Origin of the sequence: Streptomyces sp. NL15-2K, from assembly GCF_030551255.1 — a bacterium.
Classification (GTDB): Bacteria; Actinomycetota; Actinomycetes; order Streptomycetales; family Streptomycetaceae; genus Streptomyces.
The window spans coordinates 2,738,780-2,751,835 of the sequence record NZ_CP130630.1 but is presented as its reverse complement, the minus strand read 5'-3'; the positions used below and the strand labels follow the sequence as shown (position 1 = coordinate 2,751,835).

The 13,056-nt window shown below is 69.5% G+C and carries 13 protein-coding genes; 5 read left to right on the top strand and 8 right to left on the bottom strand.

Annotation, left to right across the window (positions count from 1 at the left end):
- The first annotated feature begins 84 nt into the window (after positions 1–84).
- From Q4V64_RS11895 to Q4V64_RS11875, 5 genes are all read left to right on the top strand, one after another.
- A complete protein-coding gene (locus tag Q4V64_RS11895; RefSeq protein WP_124443173.1) occupies positions 85–1,377 on the top strand; it encodes an extracellular solute-binding protein in 1,293 nt (430 codons plus the stop codon).
- Between the two features lies 1 nt (position 1,378).
- Positions 1,379–2,401: a sugar ABC transporter permease gene (locus Q4V64_RS11890; protein ID WP_124443174.1), complete on the top strand. Its 1,023-nt coding sequence runs from the start codon at positions 1,379–1,381 to the stop codon at positions 2,399–2,401.
- Positions 2,391–3,275 carry a carbohydrate ABC transporter permease gene (locus Q4V64_RS11885; RefSeq protein ID WP_124443175.1) on the top strand — a complete coding sequence of 295 codons (885 nt, stop codon included), beginning with the start codon at positions 2,391–2,393 and terminating at the stop codon, positions 3,273–3,275. Before Q4V64_RS11890 ends, Q4V64_RS11885 begins: the two co-directional genes overlap by 11 nt.
- An 86-nt stretch (positions 3,276–3,361) precedes the next feature.
- Positions 3,362–3,928, top strand: a complete 567-nt coding sequence (locus Q4V64_RS11880) for a TetR/AcrR family transcriptional regulator (RefSeq protein ID WP_124443176.1) — start codon at positions 3,362–3,364, stop codon at positions 3,926–3,928.
- 38 nt (positions 3,929–3,966) lie between these two features.
- Positions 3,967–5,013 (top strand): alpha/beta hydrolase, encoded by a 1,047-nt coding sequence (locus Q4V64_RS11875; RefSeq protein WP_216377673.1) that lies wholly within the window; start codon positions 3,967–3,969, stop codon positions 5,011–5,013.
- Between the two features lie 27 nt (positions 5,014–5,040).
- On the opposite strand, the gene Q4V64_RS11870 is transcribed toward Q4V64_RS11875, so the two are convergent.
- The 8 genes from Q4V64_RS11870 to Q4V64_RS11835 form a co-directional block, all read right to left on the bottom strand.
- Positions 5,041–6,264 carry a TerD family protein gene (locus Q4V64_RS11870; protein WP_172629445.1) on the bottom strand — a complete coding sequence of 408 codons (1,224 nt, stop codon included), beginning with the start codon at positions 6,262–6,264 and terminating at the stop codon, positions 5,041–5,043.
- Positions 6,265–6,339: 75 nt separating this feature from the next.
- Entirely contained in the window at positions 6,340–6,561 is a 222-nt protein-coding gene (locus Q4V64_RS11865; protein ID WP_124443178.1) for a hypothetical protein, read from the bottom strand.
- A 251-nt stretch (positions 6,562–6,812) separates the two neighbouring features.
- Positions 6,813–7,802 (bottom strand): zinc-dependent alcohol dehydrogenase family protein, encoded by a 990-nt coding sequence (locus Q4V64_RS11860; protein WP_124443179.1) that lies wholly within the window; start codon positions 7,800–7,802, stop codon positions 6,813–6,815.
- On the bottom strand, positions 7,799–8,653 hold the full coding sequence (locus Q4V64_RS11855; RefSeq protein WP_124443180.1) for a carbohydrate ABC transporter permease: 855 nt from the start codon (positions 8,651–8,653) through the stop codon (positions 7,799–7,801). Before Q4V64_RS11855 ends, Q4V64_RS11860 begins: the two co-directional genes overlap by 4 nt.
- On the bottom strand, positions 8,650–9,588 hold the full coding sequence (locus Q4V64_RS11850) for a sugar ABC transporter permease (protein ID WP_124443181.1): 939 nt from the start codon (positions 9,586–9,588) through the stop codon (positions 8,650–8,652). Before Q4V64_RS11850 ends, Q4V64_RS11855 begins: the two co-directional genes overlap by 4 nt.
- Positions 9,585–10,955 (bottom strand): sugar ABC transporter substrate-binding protein, encoded by a 1,371-nt coding sequence (locus tag Q4V64_RS11845; RefSeq protein WP_124443182.1) that lies wholly within the window; start codon positions 10,953–10,955, stop codon positions 9,585–9,587. Before Q4V64_RS11845 ends, Q4V64_RS11850 begins: the two co-directional genes overlap by 4 nt.
- A gap of 147 nt (positions 10,956–11,102) precedes the next feature.
- Positions 11,103–11,873 (bottom strand): DeoR/GlpR family DNA-binding transcription regulator, encoded by a 771-nt coding sequence (locus Q4V64_RS11840; RefSeq protein WP_124443183.1) that lies wholly within the window; start codon positions 11,871–11,873, stop codon positions 11,103–11,105.
- A gap of 318 nt (positions 11,874–12,191) precedes the next feature.
- A complete protein-coding gene (locus tag Q4V64_RS11835) occupies positions 12,192–13,001 on the bottom strand; it encodes an NAD(P)-dependent oxidoreductase (RefSeq protein ID WP_124443184.1) in 810 nt (269 codons plus the stop codon).
- Positions 13,002–13,056: the final 55 nt, after the last annotated feature.

Genomic DNA, 13,056 nt, shown 5'->3' with positions numbered 1-13,056 from the left:
CCCCCATGAACGGGCACGCGCCGACGCCCTGCCCCGGCCGAGCCGTGCCCGGAAAGTGAGTGCGCGCCCATGGAACACCGAACGATGTCCCGCAGACGGTTTCTGGGGGCCTCCCTGGGGGGTGCGGGCGCCGCGCTCGTGGGCCTGTCGGGATGCGGCGCCCCCAGCGGCTCGGCCTCCGCGGGCACCGACCACCTCAGTCTCTGGTACTGGAAGGGCGCGCTGAGCGACAAGCTGCTCGCCACCGCCAAGCGTGGCGTTCCCGGTGTGCCGGGGACGAAGGTGCGGGGCTCGCAGATCCCCGACGGCGACATCGACTCCAAGGTGCGCACCAGCCTCGCCGCCCGCGCCTACGTGCCGGACATCACGGTCGCGAACTCCGACAACCTCGCCACCTTCTTCCCCGACGAGAACGAGTTCCTGGACCTCAGGGAGCTCGGCGCGGAATCGGTCCGCGGCAGGTACCTCGACTGGAAGTGGAAGAGCTGCTTCACTCCGTCGGGCCGGATGATCGGCTTCCCCCTCGACGCCGGCCCCACCGCGCTCTACTACCGCAGGGACCTCTTCCGGAAGGCCGGACTGGCCTACGAACCGCAGGACGTCGCCGAGGCGATCCCCACCTGGGAGAAGTTCATCGCCGCCGGGCGGACACTGCGCGCGAAGGGGCCCGGCAAGCCGTACCTGGTGAGCAACATCGGCAACGTCTTCCAGCAGGTCCTGCTCCAGAGCCCCCAGCAGTTCGTGGACGCGGACAACCGCTTCATCGGCGGCCGGCGCCACGTCCGACGCGCCTGGGACATCTCCGTGGAGATCCTCCGGCAGCGGCTCAGCGCCAGGATCACGGACGGGACGTCCGACTACAACGCGGCCATGAGCGGAAGCCGGGTCACCACGATGACGACGGCGGTGTGGGCCATCAACGCCTTGAAGGACTCCGCGCCGAAGACCTCCGGGTCCTGGCGGCTGACCACCATGCCGGACGGCCCGGCCAACTACGGCGGCTCGTACATGACCCTGACCCGCTACTGCCGGGACCCGGAGGCGGCCTTCGCCTTCCTGAAGTGGCTGCTCAGCCCGGCGAACCAGCTCAAGAGCTACCAGGAGATGGCCCTGTTCCCCACCACTCCGGCCGCCTACGCCGACCCCGCGATGCACACGTCCGACCCCTTCTTCGGCGGTCAGCAGCCCATCGATGTCTTCGGCCCGGCCGCCCAGAAGGCCCCGGTCGTCTACTTCAGCCCCTACGAGGAGACCGCCAACACCCCGTTCTTCCAGGAGCTGACCAACGTGGAAATGCTCGGCAAGAACCCCGACAGGGCCTGGCGGGACGCGGTGAACACCGCCGAGACCACGCTGTCCCGGCTGGGGGTGAGCTGACATGGCCACGGTTCTCGACCCGGCGGGCGCGCCGACCGCCGACAAGCGGCGCCCTGCCCGCCGTACCCCGTCCACCGCCCCGGGCGGACGCAGACGCCATATCCCACCCCTCCTCGCGATCTCCCCGTTCTACGTGCTGTTCGCCGTCTTCGGCACCTTCCCGGTGCTCTACTCCCTCTACCTGTCCTTCCAGGACTGGGACGGCATCGGCGACATGCGCTTCGTCGGCCTCAAGCAGTACGGCTGGCTGCTCCAGGACTCCGTGTTCTGGCACTCGGTGCTCAACACCTTCGAGATCTGGTTCCTGTCCACGGTGCCGATGCTCTTCCTCGCCCTGGTGCTCGCGTTCCTGCTGCACTCGCAGGTCCGGTTCACCGGCGCTTACCGGGTCGCGTACTTCATCCCCAACGTCACCTCGATGGTCGCCATGACCATCGTCTTCGGCTCGGTCTTCGCGCAGGCGGGCCTGGCCAACTCGGTGCTCAGGGCCGTCGGTCTGGACGGCATCGGCTGGCTGTCCTCCGAGTGGGGCATCAAGTCGTCCGTCTCCATCATGATCATCTGGCGGTGGATCGGCTACAACGCCCTGATCTTCCTCGCGGGCCTCCAGGCCATCCCCACCGAGCACTTCGAGGCCGCCCGCGTCGACGGCGCGAACAGCTGGCAGACCCTCTTCCGGGTCATCGTGCCGCAGCTGCGCCCGGTGATCCTCTTCGCCGCCATCACCTCCACCATCAACGGCCTGCAGATCTTCACCGAGTCCCAGGTGCTCTTCCAGTCGACCGACGTCGGAACCACGGGCGGACCGGGTCAGGAAGGGATGACCATCGTGCTCTACCTGTGGCAGAAGGCCTTCAAGGAGCACCAGTTCGGCTACGGGGCCGCGATGGGCTGGCTCCTCTTCGCGATCATCGCGATCTTCACGATCATCAACTGGCGGCTGGTCTCCGGGTCCGACCGCGACGACCGCCGACCCGGCATCGCCGGTCTGCTGCGACGCAAGGGGGCCCGCAATGGCCGCTGACAGGACGACCGGCAACAGGACGACCGGCAGCGCGGGCCTCGCCATCGGCTCCGGCAGCAGGCTCACCCGGATCTGCGTCCGGGTGGCGCTGCTCCTGGGCGTGCTGGTCTCGCTGTTCCCGTTCTACTGGCTGGTGGTGATGGCCTCCGGCACCACCGAGGACATCTTCCGCTACCCGCCCAAGCTCGTGCCGGGCCCGCATCTCCTTGACAACATGCGGCGGGTGCTCGACACCATCGACTTCTTCGGCTCCCTGTTCAACACCATCGTCGTGGCCGTGCTCGGGACCGCGCTGGTGCTGTTCTTCGACTCGCTGGCCGCGTTCGCCTTCGCCAAGTACGAGTTCCCGGGCAAGAGGTACCTGTTCGGCATGCTCCTGGTCACGTACATGATTCCCGCGCAACTGTCGCTGGTGCCGCAGTTCGTCACCATGGCCGAGTTCGGCTGGGCCGGTTCGCTGAAGGCACTGATCATTCCCAGCGCGGCCAACGCCTTCGGCATCTTCTGGATGCGTCAGTACGCCCAGAACTCGCTGCCCGACGAACTGCTGGACGCCGGGCGGATCGACGGCGCCGGCTTCTTCCGGCTGTACTGGACGGTGGCGTTGCCGCTGTTCCGGCCTGCCCTCGCCTTCCTCGGCATCTTCACGTTCATCGGCCTCTGGAACGACTACATCTGGCCGCTGGTCGTCATGATCAACCCGGACAAGGTCACCCTCCAGGTCGCCCTGGCGAACCTCAACACCCTGTACAACTCCGACTACGCCCTCGTGATGGCAGGCGCCCTGATGAGCGTCATCCCGTTGATCGTCGTCTTCCTGATCGGCGCGCGGCACTTCCTGCGAGACCTCGCGGCAGGGGCGACCAAGATGTGATCACACAGGCCGATGCGGGCCGGTATGGGCCCTTTTGATGCGCTGTAGGATTCGGAGAGGGTCCCCGGTCCGCGAGGAGTATCTGGATGGCGCAGGTCAGGCCCATGCGGGCGGACGCCCGTCGCAACCACGAGCGGTTGCTGGAGGTGGCGGCCGAGGCGTTCGCCGAGCACGGGGAGAACGCGTCCCTCGACGACATCGCCAAGCGGGCGGGGGTCGGCTCCGGCACGCTCTACCGGCACTTCCCGACGCGGCAGGCGCTGCTGGAGGCGGCGTACCTCGACCGGATCGAGGCGCTCGCGGCACGGGCCGACGACATCGCCGCGCGACTGCCGCCAGGCGAGGCGCTCGTGGAGTGGCTGAACGAACTCAGCGCCGGCATGATCCAGGTCCGCGGGCTGAAGACCCTGCTCGGGTCCGCCGTCACGGACGGCAGCCCGGCCGTGGTCACCGCCTGCGGCGACTGCGTCAAGAACGCGGCGGCGCGGCTGGTCGGGGCGGCACAGCGGGAGGGGACGCTACGGCGGGACGTCGACCCGATCGACGTCCTGCGCCTGGCCCACGGGGTGGCGACGGCGTCGGAGCTGGCGGACGGGGAGGGGACGCGCATCCGCCGGTACCTGGCGTTGCTCACGGAGGGGTTGCGGCCTTAGGCCTTGAGGGATTGTCGCCCGGCGGGCCTGTCGTCCGTGTGCCCGGGCTCTCGTGGTGCCCGGGCTCTCGTGGTCCGCATCGGCGAGGATCCCGACCGCGGGCCCGGCGCCGGCCCCTCCGGTTTCGTCAGGGCCTCGGCGGGTACCCCGCCTCCTCCCGTGTCCGACCAGCACAGGAGGCGAGAACGATCGTCAACCCCGCCCGCAGGACGGCACACCGGTACACGGACATCGACGGAATCCGCGTCTTCTACCGTGAGGCCGGCCCCCCGGACGCCCCCGTCGTCCTGCTCCCGCACGGCTATCCGTCCTCCTCGTTCCAGTTCCGCGCCCTCATGCCGGCTCTCGCCGACCGGTGGCGGCTCGTCGCGCCCGACTTCCCCGGCTTCGGCTACAGCGACACCCCCGACCCGGCCGACTTCTCGTACACCTTCGACGGGTACGCCGACTTCCTGGAGCGGTTCACCGACGCGCTGACGCTCCGGCGGTATGCCCTCTACCTGCACGACTACGGCTCCCAGATCGGGCTGCGGCTGGCGATGCGCGCACCGGAGCGGGTCGCGGCCCTCGTCATCCAGAACGGGGACATCTACGAGGACGAGCTCGGCCCGAAGTACAAGCCGCTCAAGGAGTACTGGGACCATCCGACGCCCGACGGGCGGGCACGGCTGCTGGAGGCCGTGACCGAGGAGGGGCTGCGCGACGAGTTCGTCGGCGAGATCGACGAGCGGCTCGTCGATCGGATCAGCCCCGACCTGTGGAAGCTGTCCTGGCCGCTGCTGGCCTCCCCGCGGCGCCGCGAGATCATGGTCGGGCTGATGGAGGGCCTGCGGGAGAACCTCGACTGGTTCCCGAAGTACCAGCGGTACCTGCGGGAGCATCGCCCTGAGACACTGATCGCCTGGGGGCCTCAGGACGGCTATATGCCCGAGGGTGCCGCACGCGCCTACCTGCGCGACCTTCCGGACGCCGAACTGCACCTGCTCGACGGCGGCCACTGGCTGCTGGAGACCCACCTGGAGGAGGTCGTCGCCCTGGTGCGGGACTTCCTCGGCAGGGTGCACGTCCAGCAGCCGGCCCAGTAGTGCTTTTCTTGAGGGCTGGAGCTCTGGTTACAGCGCCTGGGCGGCCGGCTTCACCATCCCCCGCACGGTGCGCGACTTCACGAAGTCGCCCATCGCCGTCATCTCCCACTCACCGGAGAACTGCTTGATCAACTTGGCCATCATCACGCCCGTCTGCGCCTCGGCGTTGGTGAGGTCGAAGCGGACGAGCTCCTCGCCGGTCGCGGCGTCCAGGAGGCGGCAGTAGGCCTTGGCGACCTCGGTGAACTTCTGGCCGGAGAAGGAGTTGACGGTGAAGACCAGGCCGGTGACGTCCTGCGGGAGGCGACCGAGGTCGACCACGATCACCTCGTCGTCGCCGCCGCCCTCGCCGGTGAGGTTGTCGCCGGAGTGCTTGATCGCGCCGTTCACGATGGACAGCTTGCCGAAGTAGCAGCTGTCGATGTGGTTGCGCTGCGGGCCGTAGGCGATGACCGAGGCGTCCAGGTCGATGTCCTTGCCGCGGAACGCCGGCTCCCAGCCGAGGCCCATCTTGACCTGGGAGAGCAGCGGGCGGCCGCCCTTGACCAGGGAGACGGTCTGGTTCTTCTGGAGGCTGACCCGGCCCTTGTCGAGGTTGATCTTCCCGGTGCCGGGCGCGGGGGCGGGCGGGGCCGCGGGAGCGGCGGGTGCCGGGGGCGCCGCGACACGGGGGTCCATCGGCGGGGCCGGCGGGGCCACCGGGGTCTGCAGGGTGGGCGGGGGAGCGGCGACCGGCTGCGCCGGGGCGGCGGGGGCCGGCTCCTCGACGGAGACGCCGAAGTCGGTGGCGATGCCCGCGAGGCCGTTGGCGTAGCCCTGACCGACCGCGCGGGCCTTCCAGGCGCCGTTGCGGAGGTAGACCTCCACGATCACCAGGGCCGTCTCGGTGCCGAGCTGCGGGGGCGTGAAGGTGGCCAGGACGCTGTTGTCGTCCGCGTTGCGGATGGTGGCCGTGGGTTCGATGCCCTGGAACGTCTGGCCCGCGGCGTCGGGGCTCGCGGTGACCACGATCTTCTCGATGCCCGGGGGGACGGCGGAGGTGTCCACCGTGATCGCGTCGGGGGACGTGCCGCCGCCCGAGCGGTACGTCACGCCGGGGCCGGCGGGCTGGTTGTAGAAGATGAAGTCGTCGTCGGAGCGCACCTTGCCGTCGGCGGTGAGCAGCAGGCCCGATACGTCGAGCCGCACGGGGGCGGTGACGTCCACCGTCACGCGGGCGGCGGGGAGAGGGATGTTCGAGCCGGGGGTCATAGCTGTCATGCCCGGTTGAACGAGCGAGGGCGTTTTACCGTTCCCTTACCCGACGGCCAATCGGGTCGGTTCCGGTCAGTGGCTGTTGCGGGGGTGGGTGCGGGCGGTGCGTTCGTTGCCGCGCTTGTAGTTTCCGGTCCAGCGGGCCATGACGAGCTGTGGGTCGCCGGATTCCACCTCCGTGAGGAACTGGGTGGCTCGGGGGCCGCGGAGGGTTCCGGCGGGGCGGCCGTGGTGCGTGATCGTCACGGTGCCGTCGGGCCGCTCGACGTATGAGAATCCCTGGGGGCGGGGCATGTCGGGGATCGTAGAGGGTTGGTGATGGGGGGCCCAGGGGTTTTTCGCCCCCGCCGCCCCTACCCGTCCCATCACCAGGGGCTCCGCCCCTTCGACCCCGCCAGGGGGCTCCGCCCCTTCGACCCCGCCAGGGGGCTCCGCCCCCTGGACCCCCGGGCCTATGCCCACCCACCACCCGACTCGGTACCTCGAGAGGTGGACCACCCGGGGCGAGTGTCACCTGGCGGGGCCACCTGGCGGGGCGCCACCCCTTACGGCACCACCACGATCTTCCGGCCCACCCCCGCCGCGAACTGCTCCAGCGCCTCCGGGTACCGCTCCAGCGGGATGCGGTCGCTGATGAAGACCCCGGGGTCGAGGACGCCGTTCGCGAACAGTTCCGCCGCTCGCTCGAAGCTGTGCAGGACCGCCATGGAGCCCGTGATGGTGATCTCCTGGTTGTAGATGCGGTAGGGGTCGATCGTGACCCGGGTCGCGTAGTCGGCGACTCCGAACTGCAGGAACGTGCCCGCCTTCGCCACCCGCTCCAGCCCGTCCTGGATCGCCGCCGCGTTGCCCGTCGCGTCGACCACGACGTCCCAGCCCTGCGGGCGGTCCAGCTCGTCCGCGTTCGCCGCCGTGGCCGAGACGCCCAGCCTGTGGGCCGTCTCCAGGCGGGAGGGGTTGACGTCCACCACGTCCACGCTCGCCGCCCCCGTCCGCTTGGCCAGCTCCAGCATCATCAGGCCCATCGTCCCGGAGCCGTAGATCAGGACGTGCGCGCCCAGGCGTGACCGCAGCACGTCGTAGCCGCGTACCGCGCAGGACAGCGGTTCCACCAGCGCCGCGTCCTGCGTGCGGACGTGCTCCGGCAGCTTCACGCAGTTCGCGACCGGGGCCACGGCGTACTGCGCCGCGCCGCCCGCCGTGCTGACGCCGATCGCCGCCCAGCGTTCGCAGAGGTTGTTGTGGCCCGTACGGCAGTAGCGGCACTCGTAGCAGTACAGCGACGGGTCCACCGCGACCCGGTCGCCCACCGACAGCTCCGTGACCTGGGTGCCGACGCCGACCACCTCGCCCGCGAACTCGTGGCCGGGCACGATCGGCAGCTTCGGGGCGAACTCGCCCTGCAGGATGTGCAGATCCGTCCCGCACAGGCCGCAGGCTGCCACCTCGACGACGACCTCGCGCGGTCCTGGCGTCGGGTCCGGGACCTCGGCGACGACGGCCCTGCCCACGGACTCGATGACGGCAGCCTTCATTTCACGGCTCCCAACGACAGGCCCTGGACGAGTTTGTCCTGGGCGGCGAACCCCGCGGCGAGCACCGGCAGGGAGATGACGAGCGACGCGGCGCACACCTTCGCCAGGAACAGGCCCTGGCTGGTGATGAAGCCGGTCAGGAAGACGGGGGCTGTTTCCGCCACCACACCGGTCAGCACCCTCGCGAAGAGCAGTTCGTTCCAGCTGAAGATGAAGCAGATCAGGGCTGTGGCGGCGATGCCGGGGAGGGCGATGGGGGCCACCACCCGCGCGAGGATAGTCGGCAGGCGTGCGCCGTCCACGCGTGCCGCCTCGATGATCGCCACGGGGACCTCGGCCAGGAAGGACTGCATCATCCACACCGCGATCGGCAGGTTCATGGAGGTGTAGAGGATGACCAGCAGCCAGATGTTGTCCAGCATGTCGGTGTTCTTGGCGAAGAGATAGATCGGCAGCAGGCCGGCCACCGCGGGGAGCATCTTCGTCGACAGGAAGAAGAACAGGACGTCCGTCCATTTCTTCACCGGGCGGATCGACAGTGCGTAGGCCGCCGGGAGGGCCAGCAGCAGCACGAAGAGCGTCGACGCCACCGAGGCCACCGCCGAGTTGATCAGCGCCGGCCAGGGGCTCGCGCCGCCGCCCGTGCCGAAGAACTCGCGGTAGCCGTCCAGGGTCAGGGCGGCGGTGAAGGACGGCGGGTTGGTCGCCGCGTCCTGCTCCGAGTGGAAGGAGGTCAGGGCCATCCAGGCGATGGGCAGGAAGAACACGATTCCCGCCAGCCAGGCCACCAGGCCCAGGCCCGCTCCCTTACGACGGCCGCGCACGCGATTCTGTACGGCGATGGCGCTCATGCCCGGGACACCTCCTCGCGGAACAGGGACGACACCACGCGCAGGGCGAAGGTCGCGATGATGATCGAGCCGATGACCACCAGGACGCCGGCGGCCGAGGCGAGGCCGTTCTCGTGGGCCTGGTAGAAGCTCTGGTAGACGGTGTAGGGGAGGTTCGCCGTGCCCAGGCCGCCGGATGTGATCGTGAAGACCGCGTCGAAGTTCTGGACGATGTAGATCGAACCCAGCAGGGCGCCCAGTTCCAGATAGCGGCGCAGGTGCGGGAGCGTCAGATAGCGGAAGATCTGCCAGTCGCTCGCGCCGTCCACCCGCGCGGCCTCCATCTGCTGCTGGTCGCGGCTCTGCAGGCCCGCCAGCAGGATCAGCATCATGAAGGGCGTCCACTGCCAGACGAGGGACGCCTCGACCGCGAGCAGCGGGGTGTTGGAGATCCAGTCCGGCTGTGGGCCGCCCACATAGTGCAGCAACCCATTGAACAGGCCGTACTCGGGGTTGTAGAGCACATGCTTCCAGAGCAGTGCCGCCGCTACGGGGACCACGAGGAAGGGGGCGATGAGGAGCGTGCGGACCACGCCCCGGCCACGGAACTTCCGGTCGAGGAGCAGCGCCAGGGCGAGGCCCAGGACCAGGCTGGCCAGGACCACCGCGGCCGTCAGCAGGACCGTCGTCCACACGGACTGGCGCAGGTCCGCGTCGGTCAGCACCTGGCGGTAGTTCTCGAGGCCGGTGAAGTGGCGGGCGTCGGGGTAGAGGGCGTTCCAGTCGAAGAAGGAGATCACCAGCGTGGCCACGAACGGGAGCTGGGTGACCACGACCATGAAGATCAGGGCGGGCAGCAGGGGGGCCCGGGTCGCCCACGCGCGCAGCCGGGCGGGGGGCTGCTTCACGGTGGGTACGGGAGTGGTGGCCACGGGGGCCGTTGTCGTCGCGGTCATCGTCCCTCGTACTCCTCGGAGATCCGCTCGGCGAGCTGCTGGGACTTCTTCAGGGCCGAGTCGACGGACTGGCGTCCGGCGATGGCCGCGCTGATCTCCTGGGAGACCTTGGTGCCGAGATCGGTGAACTCGGGGATGCCGACGAACTGGATGCCGGGCGCGGGGCGCGGCTGTACCCCGGGGTCGTTGGGCTTGGCGCCCTCGATGGCCTGCTTGGTCATCTCCTGGAAGGCGGCGGCCTCTTTGACGTAGGCGGGGTTCGTGTACGTCGAGGCGCGCTTGCCGGCCGGCACGTTCGACCAGCCGATCTCGTCGCCGACCAGCTGCTCGTACTGCTTGCTGGAGGCCCAGGAGACGAACTTCCAGGCCTTGTCCGGGTTGCGGGACGCCTTCTGGATGCCCCAGGCCCAGGTGTAGAGCCAGCCGGAGGATTTAGTCTGCTCGACGGGTGCGGGGGCGTAGCCGAGCTTGCCCTTGACCGGGGAGCCCGCCGCCTCCAGGGAACCGGCCGCGGAGGTGGCGTCGTACCACATGGCGACCTTGCCCTGGGTCATGTTGTTCAGGCACTCGGCGAACCCGGACTGGGCGGCGCCGGACTCGCCGTGCTCGCGGACCAGGCCGACGTAGAACTTCGTCGCCTTCTCGAAGGCGGGGGAGTCGAGCTGTGCCTTCCAGTCCTTGTCGAACCAGGTGCCGCCGAAGGTGTTCACGACCGTTGTGAGCGGGGCCATCACCTCGCCCCAGCCCGGCAGACCGCGCAGGCAGATGCCCTTCATGCCCGGCTCGGCGCCGTCCACCTTCGCGGCGAGGTCGGCCACCTGGGTCCAGGTGGGGCGGGCGGGCATGGTCAGGCCCTTCTTCGCGAACACGTCCTTGCGGTACATCAGGAAGGAGGACTCGCCGTAGAAGGGCTGGCCGTAGAGCTTGCCGTCGTCGCCGGTCAGGGACTGGCGCATCGGCCCCAGGACGTCCTGTTCGTCGTACGCCGGGTCCTTGGCGACGTAGGGGTTCATCTCCTCCAGCCAGCCGTTGCGGGCGTAGATCGGTATCTCGTAGTTGGACAGGGTGGCCACGTCGTACTGGCCGGCCTGGTTGGCGAAGTCCTGGCTGATCTTGTCGCGGACGTCGTTCTCGGGCAGGACGGTGAAGTTGACCTTGATGCCGGTCTCTTCGGTGAAGCGGGGGGCGAGCTTTTGCAGCTCTGTCATCTGGGGGTTGTTGACCATCAGGACGTTGATCGAATTGCCGCCCGATCCGGCCCCGCCCGCTCCGACCCAGCAGCCGGAGAGGAGCGGGGCGAGCAGCGTCCCTGCGGCGGCCATGGCGAGCGTGGCTCGCGGAGGCCGTCGTCGGCTCTGGGTTCGCATGGATCGCTCCTGGACGTGAGGGGAGGTACGTGAGGGGAGAAACCTGAGAGGAGATGGACGTATGGGGATAGGCGTCTGGGGATAGACGTATGGGGAGATAAGGGGTGCCGTCCGGCGCAGGGTGCCGTATGAACGGGGTGAGTGGTTTTAGACGCGGATGACCTGGGGTCCCAGCAGCGAGTAGCGATGGGCCTCGGCGGTCGGAAGCAGCGTGCTTGTCACGATCGCCTCCAGCGCGCCGACCTCGGCGAACCGGCAGAAGCTGACCGCTCCGAACTTGGTGTGCACGCCCGCGAACACCGTGCGGCGCGCGGCCCGGATGGCCTGCGCCTTGACCTCGCTGACCGCGGGGTCGGGGGTGGTCAGGCCGTGCTCGCGGGAGATGCCGTTGGCGCCGATGTAAGCCAGGTCGACGACGAAGCCGGCCAGCATCTTCGTCGTCCAGTGGTCGACCGTCGCCAGTGTGCCGGAGCGGACCCGGCCACCGAGCAGCAGGACCGAGATGCCGTCGGCTTCGGCCAGCGTACCCGCGACCGGCAGGGACGCGGTGACCACGGTCAGCGGCCGGTGCTGGGGCAGCGCCTCGGCGATGAGCTGCGGGGTGAAGCCCTCGTCGACGAAGACGGTCTCGGCGTCCCCGAGCAGCTCGGCGGCCGCGGCCGCGATCCGGCGCTTCTCGGGGACGTGGCTGGTGGCGCGGAAGGCAAGCGTCGTCTCGAAGCCGGCGCTCTCCACGGGGTAGGCGCCGCCATGGGTGCGGCGGACCAGGCCGTGGTCCTCCAGGGCGCGCAGATCCCGTCGTACCGTCTCCTTCGCCACGCCCAGTTCGGTGGCGAGCGCGGTGACGTCGACCGAGCCGGTGTCCCGCGCGACCCGCACGATCTCCCGCTGACGTTCTTCCGCCGTTCTGGGGGTCATGGCCGTCACCCGCTTCCGTGCTGCGCTTCCTCATGGCTCGTTCGCCTCAGGGGCTCACGATGCCCGTTCGGGCCCGGTGGGGCCTTGGGGGAAAGTTCTACAGCGGGTGCGCGGCACTGACCAGGCCTGTTGCGGGTCCGATGCTGCCCGTGTGTGCCCGATCACGGTGAGCCGTGACCGTCTCGGACCTGCGAGGCTGTGTGCCGGCGCGTGAGATCGGGCAGCGCGGGTGCCCGAATGCGGCGGCGGACGGGCCCGTTCGGTGCCCGCCCGCCGTTGCGAACGTCTGTTTTCCGCCGGACAGGCCCCAGGGCCGGATCAGTACGGCCAGATCGGCGGGTCGCTGACGAAGTGGCCGCCGAGGTAGGCGTGCGCCACGTTGTGCGGGTCGAGCTCGCCCTGCTCGGCGATCAGCTTCTCGGCGTACGGCTCGGAGTCGTCCTGCGGTGCGTAGCCGAGGGCCCTTGCGGTGGTCAGGTCCCACCACAGGCGCGTGTTGGCGGACGAGCCGTAGACGACGGTGTGTCCCACGCCGTCGGCGGTCAGGGCCGCGTGGAAGAGGCGGGCGCCGTCGGCGGGGCTCATCCACACCGAGAGCATGCGCACGCTGGTCGGCTCGGGGAAGCAGGAGCCGATGCGGACGGACACCGTCTCCATGCGGTGCTTGTCCCAGTAGAACTGGGCGAGGTCCTCGCCGAAGGACTTGGACAGGCCGTAGAAGGTGTCCGGGCGGCGCGGGGTGTCGATGGGGATGAGGGGGTCGTCGCCCTGGGGGCGCGGCGTGAAGCCGACCGCGTGGTTGGAGGAGGCGAAGACGATCCGCTGGATGCCCTCGTCGCGGGCTGCTTCGTACAGGTTGTAGGTGCCCTCGATGTTCGCCTTGAGGATCTTCTCGAAAGAGGCTTCCAGGGAGATGCCCGCGAGGTGGATGATCGCGTCGACGCCCCGCACGGCCTCGCGCACGGCGTCCTTGTCGGCGAGGTCCGCGACGATCGCGTCCGGCTCACCCTCGATGGGGCGCAGGTCGAGGAGGCGCAGCTCGTAGCCGTAGTCGGGGAGCAGGTCCCGCATCAGGGTGCCGAGCCCGCCGGCGGCGCCGGTGAGCAGAACGGTGCGGGGAGCGGGCATCCTCGGGTCTCCTTGAGTCGACGGCCGCATGCATGGATCACATTCACATGCGTGG